The organism is Paenarthrobacter sp. NPDC091669 (assembly GCF_044756725.1).
Classification (GTDB): Bacteria; Actinomycetota; Actinomycetes; order Actinomycetales; family Micrococcaceae; genus Arthrobacter; species Arthrobacter bambusae_C.
In genome coordinates, this window is the sequence record NZ_JBIVTK010000002.1 from 284,724 (window position 1) to 299,419 (window position 14,696).

The following is a 14,696-nucleotide window of genomic DNA, read 5'->3' on the forward strand; positions in this document are numbered from 1 at the left end:
ACCGGCGGGGTGTGTCGCGCACATCACATGCCAGGGCCGAGTGGCCGGATTGGTGGGTGCCGGGACCAATGAGGCAATGCGACGTAGCTTTCTTGAGAAAAGTCAGCTAATTTGGCCCCATGCCTCTTCGCTCCGACTGGTCCGCCCGCACCTGCAGCCTGGCCCGCGGGCTCGATGTCCTCGGTGACCCTTGGGGAAGCCTGGTCCTCCGCGAGATCTTCTTCGGCAATGGCCGGTACGAGGCCATCAAGCAACGCTTGGAAGTTGCGGACAACGTCCTGAGCAAACGGCTTGGCTGGCTGGTTAAATCGGGTCTGCTGGCCCGGCGCCCCTATCACGACGGCGTCCGGACCCGGCAGGAATACGTCCTCACCGCCAGTGGCGAGGACGCACTGCCTGTCTTGAACGCCATTATCATTTGGGCCGAGAAGAACCTGGACGCACCTACTGAGGTGTCCCACATGAAGGTGGTCCACACGGACTGCGGTCAGGCAACATCTTCAGCCGATACCTGCACTCACTGCGGCACGCCGCTGACCGCAGCCAACACCAGCTGGCACAGCTTTACGCGCAGCGAGCATCCGGTGCCACTGGCTGTCGCGCCGGCAACCCGCATATCTTCTTCCCCTGAAACGGAGATCCCCGCATGACCCCGCCCGAAAAAACAGTTCAGGCCAAAACGGCGGGTGCTCCCACCAGCAAGGGCCGACGGCTCCACCCCGCCTGGATCGTGGCAGCGGTGGCATTCCTGGCGTTGGTGGGGGCAGCAGGCTTCCGTGCGGCGCCCGGTGTGCTCATGGTTCCGTTACAGGAGGAGTTCGGCTGGTCAACCACGGTGTTGTCGCTTGCCGTCAGCATCAACCTGGTCCTGTTTGGCCTGACGGCGCCGTTCGCGGCAGCGCTCATGGAACGCTTCGGTATCCGCAAGGTCACGTCACTTGCGCTGTGCCTCATCGGCCTGGGCTCGGCCCTCACCGTGTTCGTGAACCAGTCATGGCAGATCCTGCTGACCTGGGGTTTGCTGATCGGCCTCGGCACAGGCTCCATGGCCCTCGTATTCGCGGCCACCATCGCCAACACCTGGTTCGCCAAGAGCCGTGGGCTGGTGATCGGGATACTGACCGCCGGAAGTGCCGCCGGGCAGCTGGTGTTCCTTCCCTTCATCGCCGCCCTCGCCCAGAACCCGGGGTGGCGCGGGGCGTCACTCCTCATCGCCGCCGGTGCGCTCGCAGTGGTCCCGCTGGTGCTGCGCTGGCTGCGGAACTCACCCGCCGACGTCGGGGTCCTGCCGTACGGCGCCGAGAAAGCCGTGGCGCGGGAGCCTCGTGCGCACGCAGCTGACACTCAAGCAGCCGACGCCGGATCAACCACGACGCCGGACAGCAAGCCTGTCGCTGGGGTTGCGTCGACCGGTACGGCGACGAAGGATTCCGCCAACGCGGCTGTCCGCGCCTTGCAGGTCCTCAAACGGGCCAGCAAAGTCCGCACCTTCTGGGCTTTGGCGGCGGGCTTCGCGATCTGTGGAGCAACCACCAATGGACTGATCGGCACGCACTTCATTCCGTCGGCGCATGATCACGGCATGCCCGAGACCACAGCGGCTGGCTTGCTGGCCGTCGTCGGGATTTTCGACATCGTGGGGACCATTGCTTCCGGCTGGCTGACCGACCGTTTCAACCCCAAGGTCCTGCTGGCGGTGTATTACCAATTCCGGGGAATCGGGTTGTTGGTGCTGCCGTTGCTGCTGGGCTCCACCGTGGAGCCGAGCATGATCATTTTCGTGGTGGTCTACGGGCTCGACTGGGTTGCCACCGTGCCTCCCACCGCAGCCATCTGCCGCTCAGTCTTCGGGGCCGACGGTTCCGTGGTCTTCGGCTGGGTGTTCGCTGCCCACCAGCTCGGGGCCGCAGTGGCAGCACTGCTGGCCGGGTTCATCCGTGATGCCACCGGTCACTACAACTACGCCTGGCTGGGTGCAGCTGCCATGTGCACCGTGGCCGCAGTCATCAGTGCCACCATCCGGAAGGACGCCGTGAAGAAAGAGCCCGTGCCCGTTGCCTGAGAGCGCCGTTGCCTGTGACGTTGCAGGGCCCGCTCTGCGTTCTATTTCCTCAACCAAGCACGCAAAACAGGCCCCACAACGTGGGGTTGAGCCTGTTGTGGGGCCCGCTCTGCGCGCCATCCCGACCGGGAAAGACGCAGAGCGGGCCACACAACGCGCTTCGCTTAGCTCGGCCGGCCGGCGTCAGCGATCCGGAATGTCAGGGTCCGGGCTTCGGGGCGCAAAGCGTACTCCGGCCAAACGTCCGGTCCGCACGCCCTGGACCCGAGGCCGTGCTGGGCGGCGTCAAGGTACAGGAAGCTGCCCTTGCTTGCCGGCAACTCGTGCGGGTGGCCAGCTGCGGAGATCTCCTGCGCTGTATGCCGGGAGAGAGTAAACCCAGGCAAGCGGCCACGGGAGTCCGGGGCGGCATCGAGCGTCAGCCAGGGACGCCCGGCCTGCTGCAGGTCAAGCGAGCGGACAGCGCTGCGGTGTCCCGATTCCTGCGGCTTGGCGTACGTCACCGTGAGGTCATCGATGCCTGCCTCGTACCGTCCCACCAGCGTGGCGTGCATGCTGTCCGGGTAGGATTCCCGTGGACCGGCACCGAACCACGACGCCTGGTCCACGGAGCCGGGAAGGTCGAATCGGACACCCACCCTTGGCCAGATGATGTCCCAGCCAGTGCTCGGAACAATGTCCACGCGCAGGAACAGTCCGCCACCGGAAAGCTGCCAGTTTTCCTCTACGGAAACCCACTGGGCAGCATCTGCAGCGGCGTAACGGGTCCGGACCACAACCCCGGAATCGTCGGCAGAAACCTTCTCCACCCGGGCGGTGAGCCGGTCCAAGCCAGCAGCGCGCCACACCGCTTCCATGGAGGGGGCAGGGGTGCCGTTGCCGTTGTTGAGCCAAGGATCGGCGTGGTCGTAGCTGCCACGGCCCGCACCGGAGTCGTTGTCCGTGGGCGCACGCCACAACTCCAGCCGCGGACCGGAGACCGGCAATCCGGCAAGGGATACCAGGCGGCCGTCCTCAAACGTGGCAGGGCCCAACGAAAGTGTTCCCGTGGCAACGTCAGCCGCACGTGCGGAGGATGCCGCAGGGCGCGGGGCGCCCAGGAGGGGACGGGCTTGGGTCAGATCGAGCTGTGCTGCAGAGATCACATGGCCGGCCTCAGCCCACGAGGTGTCCTTGCGGAGGACAACCTCCGCCGTCAGCCAGTGCTCACCGGTTCCCACGGATGCGGGCTCCGGCAGGGCGAGGCGTGCAGTGTCCCCACCAGCGAGCTGCCCGCCGGCCGGAGTGAGGATGTCCAGCTCACCGGAATCAGCAAGGACGCCATCCAGCTCGGTGCGCCAACGCAGCACGACGTCGGACGCGTCCGCTGTGTGCCGCAGATTGGTGATGGAGACGTAACGGCGCGTGCCGCCGTCGGACGCTTCCGTGGAGAAGCCCAAGCGCAGGGGAGAGACAATCTGCTTGTACTCGAAGAGGCCAGGGCTGGGCGTGGAGTCGGAAAGCACCATGCCGTCCATCACGAAGTTGGCGTCGTGCACAACCTCGCCGAAGTCGCCGCCATAGGCGAAGAACTCCGTGCCCTCGGCGCTGGTGGTACGGATGCCGTGATCCCGCCATTCCCAGACGAAGCCGCCATGCAGCCGGGGGAAACGGTCCACCAGGTCCTCATACTGGTCGATCGCGCCCGGACCGTTGCCCATCGCGTGCACGTACTCGCACAGGATGAACGGTTTGCTCCGCTGCCGGGCGGACTCCGCCGCGGAGCAGCCCAGCAGGAGCGAGCCGGAATCGTCGCGGCCAATCGCTTCAGTTTCGGGAACCGAGGAGTACATCCGCGAGTAGACGTCCGTGTAAGCGCCGGTGTAGTCGCCTTCGTAGTGGACGGGCCTGCTGCTGTCCCGGGCATGGGTCCACGCCGACATTGCCGCCAGGTTGGAGCCCGTGCCGGACTCGTTGCCGAGGGACCACATGACGATTGAGGGGTGGTTCTTGTCCCGTTCCACCGTGCGTTCCATCCGGTCCACATAGGCTTCACGCCACGCGGGATCGTCGCTGGGATTGCCCACCCAGCCGTGCCGTTCAAAGCCGTGGGTCTCCAGATCGCATTCGAGGATCACCCAGAAACCCATCTCGTCCGCGATGTCCAGCAAGCGCGGGTGCGGCGGGTAGTGGCTGGTCCGGATCGCGTTCACGTTGAACTGCTTCATCAGGGCAAGATCGGCCCTGGCGAAGTCCTCATCGAAGACCCTGCCGCGGTCCGGGTGCGTCTCGTGCCGGTTGACTCCGTGGAACACCACGCGCCGGCCGTTCACCAGGAACTGGTCACCCTTGATCTCCACGGTACGGAAACCCAGGCGCAGCGAGATGGTCTCGCCTTCGCTTTTCACCGTTGCGTTGTACAGGCGCGGAACCTCTGCGGACCAGGGTTCGACGGCGGTGATAGCCACCGGGGCGACGTCGGCGGGGGAGTCCCAGACGACGTCGACGTCAAGTTCCGGAACTGTCAGCCGAACCGGGTAGGCGGAGTTGTCTGCGGTGATTTCCGGGTCAATGACGCCTGAGCCCGCGGTATAGGACGTCCGCAACCAGACGTCGTCGATGCCCTTCCGAGGACGGGCCTGGATGCTGACATCGCGGAAAATGCCCGGCATCCACCACTGGTCCTGGTCCTCCACATAGCTCGAGGCCGACCATTGATGGACGCGGACAGCCAGCACATTGCGTCCAGGGCGGAGTGCTTCGGTCACCTCAAATTCCTGTGCCAGCCGGCTGCCCGTCCCAACGCCGATTTCGACGCCGTTGAGCCACACCTTGTAGCGGGACTCGACGCCGTCGAACCTCAGTACCGTCTTCCCTGCGCCGTCCCACGTTGCCGGGACCTCGAACGTACGGCGGTAGTCGCCCGTCGGGTTCTCATCCGGGACGTGCGGCGCATTGGCAGGGAAGGGAAACTGGACGTTGGTGTAGATGGGGCGCCCGTAGCTGCCCTCACCCTCCAAGACCCAGTGGGCTGGAACCGGGATGGTGTCCCAGCCGGAATCGTTCAACGCTTCATCAGCAATACCTTCGGTGTCCTCCCCGGGAGGAAGGACTCCACGTCCACCCGGCGTGCCGGGAGCGCCAGGGAGAAGCCGGAACCGCCACTGGCCGTTAAGGGACAGCGTGGGGGCGTCGGTGTGCAGCCAGGACCGGGCCGGGACTCTCTTGCCGGTACCGGGGCCGGTGTCGGTGATGTAGTTGACGTCGGGTGAGGGGGTCATTACTTAACGGCTCCTTCTGTCAGCCCGCCGCGCCAGAAACGCTGCAGGACAACCATGGCAATGCTGAGCGGAATGATGGAGAGCAGTACTCCACCGGTGGTCAGTTCGTAGAATTCGGGCAGACGGTCCACCTGGCTCAGCCAGTTGTTCAGGCCGAGCGTGATGGGGTAGAGCTCCGAGTCGGACAACATGACCAGCGGCAGGAAGTAGTTGTTCCAAATGCCTACCAACTGGAACAGGAACACGGTGACCAGAGCCGGCGTCAGTACCTTCAGGCCGATGGTGTGGAAGATCCGGAGCTCACCGGCACCGTCGATCCTGGCGGCCTCGATCAGCGAGGTGTCCACTGTGGCCTGGGCATAGATCCTGCAAAGGAACAGGCCGAACGGGGAGACCAGCGATGGCAGCAGTACGCTCCAGTAGGTGTTCGCCAGGCCCATCTGGCTGAACAGCAGGAAGAGCGGCAGGGCAGTGGCCGTGCCGGGAACCAGCACGCCGCCCAGGATGGTGCCGAACACCAGGTTCCGGCCACGGAACTGGTACTTGGCCAAGGCATAGCCCCCGGCCGCGGCAAAGTACGTGGCCAGCAGGGCTCCGACGCCGGCGTAGATCGCGGAGTTCAGGAACCACCGGCCAAAAATGCCGTTGTCGTAGCTGAGCACACGGCCGATGTTTTCCCACAGGGAGAACGTTGGGGCGAACCAGAATCCGTTGGTGGAGAAGAGATCGGCCGTTGACTTGGTGGAGGCCACGACAACCCAGTACACGGGAATCAGGAAGTACAGGGCCACCACCACCAAAAGGGCGGTGACAATGATGGTGGACGACCGCCGTCGTCCGGCTGAGCGGTCCGGACCCGCGGATGGGGTGCTGCGGACGGGGGCGGTGGGTTGTTTGGTTGCTGTGGCGGTCATGAGGACTTCCTGTTCGTCAGTGCGAGGAAGGCGAAGGAAAGGGCGAACGCGGCCACGGCGATGATGACCGACTGGGCTGCGGCGACGTTGTAGTCGTTGTACGCGAAGGCCGTCGTATAGGCGCTGAGGTTGGGGGTGTACTGGCTGTCGATGGCGGGGGCGACGGTCTTGAGGACCTGTGCTTCGGCAAAGAGCTGCAGGGTTCCGATGATGGAGAACACCGTGGTGAGCATGAGGGCCGGACGAATCAAGGGCAGTTGGATGCTCCGGGCCACGCGCCAGGTGGAAGCACCGTCCACCTTCGCTGCCTCATAGAGTTCCACCGGGATGGCTTTGAGCTGCGCCACGATGATCAGCATGTTGTAGCCCGTGTAGCTCCACGTCACGATGTTCGCGATGGACCAGAGCACGCTGTTGGCGCCGAGGAAGTCGGGGGTGAGGCCCACGATCTTCGCGGCGTCGAACAAGGGGCTCAGTCCGGGGACATACAAGAAGGACCAGAGGATGGTGGCGATCACGCCGGGAACGCCATAGGGCAGGAAGTAGGCGGCGCGGAAGAAGCCCGGCCACTTTGCCGAGGCTGATTCGAGCATGAGGGCCAATACCGTGCACAGGACGATCATGACGGGCACTTGGACGACGCCGAACAGCAGCATCCTGCCGATGGACGCAACGAAGCTGCCGTCGGCCAAGGCCTGGGCGTAGTTGCTGAAACCGGCGAACTCACTCCTCACGCCTGCCTCACCGAACAGTCCGCTGCGGGTCACTTTGGTGAAGCTGGACATGATGGCCACCACTATGGGCAGCAGGAAGGTGAGGACGAAAAGAGCCAGGAATGGTGCAAGCAGCAGCCAGGGGGCGCGTGCGGCAGCGCCGTTCCGCTTGCTGGCCTGTTTGCCGGACCGGCTTGGGGCGGCGGGACGCTGCACTGTGGGTTCGGTGCGGATGGTCGTCATGCCGTTTCCTTCCGGATGGTGAGGCCCTTGTTCTTGAAAACGGTGATGATCTGCTGCTCCGAAGCGGCGAGGGAATCCACCAGCGACGTCCCGAAGGCTTTCTTGCGGAAACCGTCGCTGAGGATGTTGAAGGACTGCTGGGTCACCGGCCACCAGGACCAGTCCGGGTTCTGCTGTTGGGTGGCCGGGACGAAGACTTCCTGGTTGTATCGCTGGCCGCCGAAGAACGCCGACGGCTGTTGGCGGGCCGTGCCAATGAAGTCAGGGTTGGGTGACCATCCGATGCCACTGTGCTTGATCTGGGCGTCGATACCCTCTGTGGACGTGGTCAGCCACACCGCGAACTCGAGTGCTTCCTGAGGGTGCTTGCTGTTGGCCAGGACGGCAGCCGTGGAACCGCCGAGGTAGCTTGAGCCGAAGCCTGTGTCACCCCACGTGGGCATTGGCGCCGCGCGCCATTTTCCTTCGGAACCGCTGACACCCTGAACCAGGGCATCACCCCAGCTGCCGGTGATGGTCGAGGCAATCCCGCCCTTGCCGGCAGCCGCGAACCAGCCCGGGGAGAAGGCGCCGTACGCGGTGGTGACGAGGTCGTCGTCGATCGCTTTGTCGAAGAAACGCGCGGTGTTGAGCGTGGCGTCGTCGGTCATGTTGATGACCCAGCCATCCTCCTCCGGGCGCAGCCACTGGGCACCGGCCTGGCCGGCGAAAGAGGCAAACGGAGAGGCGTCACTGATGGGGAAGCAGTCCAGGTAGCTGTCCACGGAGCGGAGTTCGGCGGCCAGCTCAGCCCACTCGTCCCAGGTTTTCGGGATGCTGCCACCTACTTTGTCCAGAACGGCCGGCTGGTAGAAGATGCCCATGGGGCCCGCGTCCTGGGGGATACCGTAGATGCCTCCGGTGTAGCTGACCTGCTTCCACAGGGTGGGATCGTACAGGTGGGCGTGATCGTTGGCGCCGTAGCGCGAGAGGTCCACCAGTCCATTCACCAGCATGAATTCCGGAATGGACCGGAATTCAACTTGTGCCAGGTCCGGCCCGCCTCCTGCTGCCAAGGCCGAGTAGAGCTTTTGGTATCCGCCGGAGTTGCCGCCCGGGATCCACACCACGTCCACCTGGACGGTGGGGTGGGCAGCATTCCAGACGTCCGCAACGTTCTGGAAGTCCTTCAGCCAAGCCCAATAGGTGAGCCGCACTGGCTCACCGGCGGCGGGAATGGTGGGGGCAGCGTTGACGGACTGCATTCCAGGAGTTGCGCACCCGGTCAGCAGCCCCATGGCTGCTGTTCCCAGGCCAGCGCCCAGGAGTTGTCTTCGCGTGAATCGGGTCATAAGCCTTCACCTCTTCGTGTCAGGTTGACGATGCCGCGCTCTGGGATTTGTGGGTCCCGCCGAGGCAAGTGTGACCACGGTAACAGAAAATTCGAGTAACCACTCGAATTTCATTTGAAGGCTGTAACGCGCATGTACACTGGCTAGCCATGACCACAAAGGACGTGGGCCGCGCAGCGAGGCGGGGCCCCTACGCGAAATCCGAAGAACGGCGCCGGACCATTCTGGATGCTGCCCACGAGGTGTTTGCTGCCCACGGGTACCGTGGCGGATCGCTGCAGGATGTTGCTGACCGGGTGGGACTGAGCCAAACCAGCCTGCTGCACTATTTCCCGTCCAAACGCGATCTCCTGATGGCAGTCCTGGAACGGCGCGACGAAATCACCGGCGATGCCTTTCCAGACGACATGGAAGAAGGCCTGGTCGATTCGGTGATCCGGACGGCGCTCTTCAACGAGAACATTCCGGGCGTGGTTGAGCTGTACATCGTATTGTGCGCAGAGTCGGTGACCGATTCCCACCCCGGGCGGGTCTACTTCACCGAGCGCTTTGAGCGCCTGCGGAAGAGCTACGCGCTGCGCTTTGCCGAGCTGGCCGCCCAGGGCAGGCTCCGGCCCGGAGTTGATCCTGATGAAGCGGCCATGTCCCTGGTTGCCCTGTGGGACGGCCTGCAGACGCAGTGGCTGCTGGCCCCCGACGAGGTGGACGTGGTGAAGGGCCTGCGCGGCTACTTCAACCTGGTGGTCCTCCCAGAGCCCTAGCCGCGGAAGGCCCCGATGCCCGTGATGTGCTGGCCCAGGATCAGGGTGTGAACCTCATCCGTGCCCTCGTAGGTCCGCACGGATTCAAGGTTGTTGGCATGCCGCAGGGGTGAATAGTCCAGGGTGACGCCGTTCCCGCCCAGGATGGTGCGGGCCTCCCGGGCGATCTTGATGGCCTCGCGGACGTTGTTCAGCTTGCCCAGGGAAATCTGCTGGGGCGCAAGATGGCCGGCGTCCTTCAAACGGCCCAGGTGGAGGGCAAGCATGGTGCCCTTCTGGATCTCCACCAGCATGTTCACCAGCTTCTCCTGCGTCAATTGGTAACCGGCCAGGGGGCGGCCGAACTGGAGCCTGGTGCCCGCGTACTCCAGCGCAGCTTCGTACGAGTCGCGCGCAGCTCCCATGGCACCCCAGGCGATGCCATAACGGGCCTCGTTGAGGCAAGTGAACGGTCCGCGAAGTCCAGCGGCACCCGGGAGGATGGCCTCCGGACCCAGCCGCACGTCGTCGAACGTTACATCGCACTGAACTGAGGCGCGCATGGAGAGCTTCGGCTCGATCGGCGTCGCGGTTACTCCGGATGTTCCGGTGGGAACAAGGAAGCCCCGGATTCCATCCTCAGTGTTGGCCCACACCACCATGATGTCCGCAATGGATGCGAGTCCAATCCAGCGCTTGGCGCCATCCAGGACCCAGCCATCGGCGGTTTCACGGGCGAACGTGGTCATGGAGGATGGATCCGAACCCGCGCTGGGTTCCGTCAGCGCGAAGCATCCGATCAGCTCGCCGGCCGCCATCCGCGGAAGCCACTGCTCCTTCTGCGCCTCGGAGCCCCAGCGGTGAATCGCCGTCATGGCGAGGGAACCCTGCACCGAGACGAACGTGCGGATCCCGGAGTCTCCGGCCTCCAGTTCCATGGCTGCCAAGCCATACTCGACGGCGGACCTGCCGGGACAGCCGTACCCCTCAAGATGCATCCCCAGAACCCCGAGCTCGCCCAACTCAGGAACGATCTCCCGCGGGAAATGAGCGTCCTCGTACCATTGTGCGATCTTCGGACGGATGCGCTGGGCCGTGAAATCACGGACCTTCTCGCGGAGAGCCAGCTCGTCCACCGTCAGCAGGGAATCGAGGGCCAGGACGTCGGAGGTGTTCGTCGTTGAATCGCTCATTCCAGCATCCTAGGGTGCCGACCAGCCCGGCAACCATTGCGTGCCGCCGGTCATGCGAATCCCCTTCAGTAGTATGGAGGCGGGGGTCGCACACTTCCCCCGTTGCGCTTTTGGTTAACTTGGGGGATTTTGCATGGCACTGCCTGACGTCGATTTAAGGGCCAAGGCGGAGGCCATACCACCGCGCACGCCGGTACAAGCATCCACAGTGTTCCTTCGCCTGCTGCCGCTGGCCGTGGTGGCGGTTCCGGTATGGATGATGCTCGCCGACTGGGCCAAGCAAGGCCTGGACTTCAGCGTCTACTGGTTTGGCGGAAGCATCCTGAACCAGTCCGGCACGTCGCCGTCGGACTTGTACGGCCCCACTGTCGCTTCAGCCGGTGGGCCGCAGCTCCCGTTTACGTACCCGCCGTTTGCGGCCCTCGTCTTTGGTTTACTGGCGCGGCTGCCACAATTGTCGGCGCTCATGCTGTTCAACGTTGCAGGCGTTGCCCTGGCGGCCTGGGTGTCTGTCACGATCGTCCGGTACTGGTCATCGAAGCCGGATCTTCGGAGTGCGCTGTCCTCCACCAGGAACTGCTGGATAGCGGCTGCGTTGTTCCTTGCCGTGCTGTTCCTGGGGCCGTGGCGCGAAACGCTGGCGTTCGGGCAGATCAACATCATCCTCATGGGCCTGATGGTCATCGACCTCCTGGGTGGTCTGTCCAAGCGGCGGGGCTTCCGGGGCACGGGCTTCCTGGTGGGTGTTGCCGCTGGCATCAAGCTGACGCCTTTGGTGTTTGGCCTGTACTTCCTGATGCGCAAGGACTGGCGTGGGCTGGCGAACATGTCCATCGGCTTTGCCGGCACGGTGCTGCTTGGCTGGTTGCTTCGGCCCGCGGAATCCCTTCAGTTCTGGCTGGAGATCCTTCCAGATACGTCCAGGATCGGCGGCGCCGGCTATGTGGACAACCTCTCCCTCAAGGGCGCCCTCCTGCACTTCGGCGTCCCGCACGACGCCGTCACCCTGCCCTGGATCGCATTGAGCCTGGCCACCGTCGTCCTGGCGGCTCTGCTTGTCAGGGAGGCCAGCGCCCAAGGCGCACGCGTCATTGCCCTTTCGACGACGGCACTTGCCATGCTGCTCATCAGCCCGGTTTCGTGGTCCCACCACTGGGTCTGGATGACCGTCATCCTGCCGGCGTTCGCCTGGACCATCAAGGAAACACCGGCACGTTACAAGGCCCAACGGGTAGTGATGAGTGCCCTGCTGGCTGTTTCAACACTGGTGTTCTTTTTCTCGCCCAAGACCATCGGCACCGCCCTGGGTTCGCCTGACTTGAATGTCCAGACGCCCGGTCTCTGGATCATGGCGTCCAGTGCAGGCGTTTTCTGTGCCGTGGCCATCCTCGTCTGCTGGCTCGTTGCCCTCCGGCGCCATTCAGTCCGGATTGAGGACATTCCGGATGTGCCGACCCGCCTGCGTCAGTGGGCCGCAAGGCAACGGCAAGCCTAAGCTCCTCCCGGGCCCTACTCGCCGCGTACCACCCCGGCCTCGGCCCGCTCGCCGGTGAAGTAGCCGCGGGTGGACGGTGCGAACCGGCACACGATGGCCAGCACAACGCCCAGAGCCAGCAGCAGCACGCCGCTCACGAACGCCCCGCCGATGCCGAAGATCTGTGTGTCCCCGTACGCAGGGTCCCACATCTGCACGGCCGAGATGAAGAACGCCGCCGTCAGGGACAGCGCACCGAGCAACGGCAGGATGCCGCGGAACCATAGGTTGCGGGCAGAATCCTTGAGCGTAGAGCGGAAGAACCACACACAGGAGAACCCGGTCAGGGCGTAGTAGAACGCGATGAACAAGCTGATGGCGCTGATGGAATCGGACAGCAGGTTCTCGCTGAGGAAACTCATGGCGACGTAGTACACCACGGCCACCGCACCCATGACCTGTGTGGAGAAGCCCGGGGTCATGAAGCGCTCGTGGACCTTGCCGAACCGGGCGGGGAGCGCGCCGTGAACGCCCATGGACAGTGTTCCGCGCGCGGTGGGCAGGATGGTGGTCTGCGTGGAGGACAGGACGGACGCCAGGACAGCTACGATGATCAGCCAGCCCCAGGGACCCAGCACTACGTCCTTCATGGCCAGGAAAACGTCATCCTGGTTGGCTTCGTTACCCAGGCCGATGCCGTCGGTACCGATCGTGGCGTACATCATCACCAGCAGTGCAACGGAAACGTAGATGGCAACCAGCACGGAGGCTGAGATGACGGCGCCACGGCCGGGGGTCTTGGCAGGGTTTTCGGTTTCCTCATTGAGGGCCAGGCACGTGTCCCAGCCCCAGTAGATGAACAACGCCAGCAGTACGCCATGGACTACAGCGCCGGGGTCGGCGAATGCGCCGGCCGGGTTGAACCATTCGAAGTCGAAGGCCTGTCCTTCAGGCGCTCCGCCGGCGATGCGGAAGACAATGGCCACCGCGAAGATCCCCAGCGAGATGTACTGGATATAGGTCAGGGTGCGCTGGACGTGCTCGCCCAGCCGGATGCCGCGGTGGTTCACGTACGTCATGAACACGATGAACAGCACGCCGGTGGCCGTCACCAGCCACGTGTTATCGGCCAGGGAACCATCACCGATCAGGAGCCAGAGGTACTTGCCGGCAATCTGCGCCAGGTTGGCCAAAACCACGATTCCGGCAAGGGCCACGCCCCAGCCGCCCAGCCAGCCGGCCCACGGGCCGAAGGCTTTGCGGGCCCAGAAGAACGTGGTGCCGCAGTCAGGCATGGCGCTGTTGAGCTCACGGAAGGCGTAGGCAATGAACAGGACCGGGAGGAAGCCGAGGATCAGGATCAGCGGCGTGTAGTTGCCGTTGACCGCAACAATGAGCCCCAGCGTGGCCGCCAGCGAATAGACGGGCGCGGTGGATGCCAAGCCCAGCATGACGGAGTCGCCAAGGTCAAGGATCCCGGCGTGAAGGCCTTTGGAAGGTACGACGGCGGCAGGGTCGCCGCCCGCTGAGCCGCCACCCGGCGTCGAGGTTTCAGTGCTCATAGTGCAGCTCCGTAGGAAGTAGCAGGGGGCGCGATGGGCGCCGGGGCGTCGATGGTATTCGGGACAAAGCGGCAGAAGTAGTCAGTGATGGGGCCGTCGGATTCGCGGATGCCGCAACCGACGGATTCGCCATCCACCACCCACAGACCCAGGACCGGATGGTTGCCATCGAAGTCAGGCAGGGAGTGGTACTGCTGGAAGCACCAGCCTTCGCGGCCGTAGCCGCCGGGCTGCTGGATCTCAATGCCGGGGGCGTGGATGCGGATGTTGTCGCCTTCGCGTCCATGCAGCGGTTTGGCCACCCATTCCTTGAGGGGACCGGGATCACCGAGGTAGGCCGGCAACAGGTTTTCGTGGTGGGGGTACAGATGCCACAAGGCCGCCAGCAGTGCTTTGTTGGACAGCAGCATCTTCCACGCCGGCTCAACCCAGCGCGGATTGTGGGCGCGCTGCAGGAGGCGCTGCCCGAACGGCTCCTTCATCATCAGCTCCCATGGATACAGCTTGAACATGGTGCTGATCATGAAGTTGTCCAGGTCCACGAACCGGTTCAGGTTGGGGTCCCAGCCGATGTCGGACATGTTGATACCGATGGTGGTCCAGCCACCCTGGCTCGCGACGTCCCTCATGTAGGCCGCCGTCATCCAGTCCTCGCCGGATTCCTCCGCTTCGGAATGGGCCACGTGGAGCGTGCTCATGCCGGTGCGGAACTGCAGCTTCTTCCACTGCCGGATCAGGGCTTCATGGATTCCGTTCCACTGGTCCTTCTCCGGGAAAACATCCTGAAGCCAGAACCACTGGGCCACGGAGGCTTCGATCAGCCCGGTAGGGGTATCGGCGTTGTACTCCAGCATCTTGGCCGGGCCGCCCTTGCCGTCATAGATGAAGTCGAAACGGCCATAGACGTCCACATCCGCGGCCAGCAGTGACTCGCCGGCCAGCTCCAGGGCTTGCTGCCCAATGCCGAGATCGCCCATGGCTCCGGTTGCCAGGTACTTGGCGGCCTCCAGGCACATGATGTGCATGTCTTCCGCGGTTTTCTCGAGGGTCTCCACCTCGTCCTCGGTGAATTCGTAGTACGCCGATTCGTTCCAATATTCGATTTTGCGGCCATCGGGCATGGTGGTGGTGGAAAAAACCAGGCCCTGTTCTTCGATCTTTTGCTTCCAGTCCGGCCTGGGCTCGGAGGGCAGTCGACGCACGC

Annotated in this window: 11 protein-coding genes; 4 read left to right on the plus strand and 7 right to left on the minus strand. The window is 64.2% G+C overall.

Annotated features, from left to right (window positions below):
* Positions 1 to 119: 119 nt before the first annotated feature.
* The gene (locus tag ACIQLI_RS04245; protein ID WP_400385371.1) at positions 120 to 650 is read left to right on the plus strand and encodes a winged helix-turn-helix transcriptional regulator; all 531 of its coding nucleotides are present in this window, start codon (positions 120 to 122) and stop codon (positions 648 to 650) included.
* Positions 647 to 2,062, plus strand: coding sequence for an MFS transporter (locus tag ACIQLI_RS04250; protein ID WP_400385373.1), 1,416 nt, complete (start codon positions 647 to 649; stop codon positions 2,060 to 2,062). Before ACIQLI_RS04245 ends, ACIQLI_RS04250 begins: the two co-directional genes overlap by 4 nt.
* A gap of 164 nt (positions 2,063 to 2,226) precedes the next feature.
* On the opposite strand, the gene ACIQLI_RS04255 is transcribed toward ACIQLI_RS04250, so the two are convergent.
* From ACIQLI_RS04255 to ACIQLI_RS04270, 4 genes are read right to left on the minus strand one after another with little or no spacing between them, the layout of a single operon-like run.
* Entirely contained in the window at positions 2,227 to 5,322 is a 3,096-nt protein-coding gene (locus ACIQLI_RS04255) for a glycoside hydrolase family 2 TIM barrel-domain containing protein (protein WP_400385376.1), read from the minus strand.
* Positions 5,322 to 6,236 (minus strand): carbohydrate ABC transporter permease, encoded by a 915-nt coding sequence (locus tag ACIQLI_RS04260; RefSeq protein ID WP_354230375.1) that lies wholly within the window; start codon positions 6,234 to 6,236, stop codon positions 5,322 to 5,324. Before ACIQLI_RS04260 ends, ACIQLI_RS04255 begins: the two co-directional genes overlap by 1 nt.
* Positions 6,233 to 7,192: a carbohydrate ABC transporter permease gene (locus ACIQLI_RS04265; protein WP_400385379.1), complete on the minus strand. Its 960-nt coding sequence runs from the start codon at positions 7,190 to 7,192 to the stop codon at positions 6,233 to 6,235. The genes ACIQLI_RS04260 and ACIQLI_RS04265 overlap by 4 nt, the downstream gene beginning before the upstream one ends.
* The gene (locus ACIQLI_RS04270) at positions 7,189 to 8,523 is read right to left on the minus strand and encodes an ABC transporter substrate-binding protein (protein WP_400385382.1); all 1,335 of its coding nucleotides are present in this window, start codon (positions 8,521 to 8,523) and stop codon (positions 7,189 to 7,191) included. Before ACIQLI_RS04270 ends, ACIQLI_RS04265 begins: the two co-directional genes overlap by 4 nt.
* A 149-nt stretch (positions 8,524 to 8,672) precedes the next feature.
* Here ACIQLI_RS04270 and ACIQLI_RS04275 point away from each other — a divergent pair, with 149 nt between their 5' ends.
* Positions 8,673 to 9,284, plus strand: a complete 612-nt coding sequence (locus ACIQLI_RS04275) for a TetR/AcrR family transcriptional regulator (protein WP_354230381.1) — start codon at positions 8,673 to 8,675, stop codon at positions 9,282 to 9,284.
* On the opposite strand, the gene ACIQLI_RS04280 is transcribed toward ACIQLI_RS04275, so the two are convergent.
* Complete coding sequence (locus ACIQLI_RS04280) at positions 9,281 to 10,456, minus strand: acyl-CoA dehydrogenase family protein (protein ID WP_400385385.1); 1,176 nt, start codon at positions 10,454 to 10,456, stop codon at positions 9,281 to 9,283. The genes ACIQLI_RS04275 and ACIQLI_RS04280 overlap by 4 nt on opposite strands.
* Before the next feature lie 133 nt (positions 10,457 to 10,589).
* Between ACIQLI_RS04280 and ACIQLI_RS04285 the strand changes: the two genes are divergently transcribed.
* The gene (locus ACIQLI_RS04285; protein WP_400385388.1) at positions 10,590 to 11,951 is read left to right on the plus strand and encodes a glycosyltransferase 87 family protein; all 1,362 of its coding nucleotides are present in this window, start codon (positions 10,590 to 10,592) and stop codon (positions 11,949 to 11,951) included.
* Positions 11,952 to 11,965: 14 nt separating this feature from the next.
* On the opposite strand, the gene ACIQLI_RS04290 is transcribed toward ACIQLI_RS04285, so the two are convergent.
* Together ACIQLI_RS04290 and ACIQLI_RS04295 are read right to left on the minus strand one after the other, a co-directional pair.
* On the minus strand, positions 11,966 to 13,492 hold the full coding sequence (locus ACIQLI_RS04290; RefSeq protein ID WP_354230387.1) for an APC family permease: 1,527 nt from the start codon (positions 13,490 to 13,492) through the stop codon (positions 11,966 to 11,968).
* Positions 13,489 to 14,694 (minus strand): glutathionylspermidine synthase family protein, encoded by a 1,206-nt coding sequence (locus ACIQLI_RS04295; RefSeq protein WP_400385391.1) that lies wholly within the window; start codon positions 14,692 to 14,694, stop codon positions 13,489 to 13,491. The genes ACIQLI_RS04290 and ACIQLI_RS04295 overlap by 4 nt, the downstream gene beginning before the upstream one ends.
* Positions 14,695 to 14,696: the final 2 nt, after the last annotated feature.

Bases quoted from the DNA above. Each gene is read 5' to 3' on its own strand.
- ACIQLI_RS04265 (WP_400385379.1), bottom strand. From the start codon at position 7,192: ATGACGACCATCCGCACCGAACCCACAGTGCAGCGTCCCGCCGCCCCA.
- ACIQLI_RS04280 (WP_400385385.1), bottom strand. From the start codon at position 10,456: ATGAGCGATTCAACGACGAACACCTCCGACGTCCTGGCCCTCGATTCC.
- ACIQLI_RS04260 (WP_354230375.1), bottom strand. From the start codon at position 6,236: ATGACCGCCACAGCAACCAAACAACCCACCGCCCCCGTCCGCAGCACC.
- ACIQLI_RS04275 (WP_354230381.1), top strand. From the start codon at position 8,673: ATGACCACAAAGGACGTGGGCCGCGCAGCGAGGCGGGGCCCCTACGCG.
- ACIQLI_RS04285 (WP_400385388.1), top strand. From the start codon at position 10,590: ATGGCACTGCCTGACGTCGATTTAAGGGCCAAGGCGGAGGCCATACCA.
- ACIQLI_RS04255 (WP_400385376.1), bottom strand. From the start codon at position 5,322: ATGACCCCCTCACCCGACGTCAACTACATCACCGACACCGGCCCCGGT.
- ACIQLI_RS04245 (WP_400385371.1), top strand. From the start codon at position 120: ATGCCTCTTCGCTCCGACTGGTCCGCCCGCACCTGCAGCCTGGCCCGC.
- ACIQLI_RS04290 (WP_354230387.1), bottom strand. From the start codon at position 13,492: ATGAGCACTGAAACCTCGACGCCGGGTGGCGGCTCAGCGGGCGGCGAC.
- ACIQLI_RS04250 (WP_400385373.1), top strand. From the start codon at position 647: ATGACCCCGCCCGAAAAAACAGTTCAGGCCAAAACGGCGGGTGCTCCC.
- ACIQLI_RS04270 (WP_400385382.1), bottom strand. From the start codon at position 8,523: ATGACCCGATTCACGCGAAGACAACTCCTGGGCGCTGGCCTGGGAACA.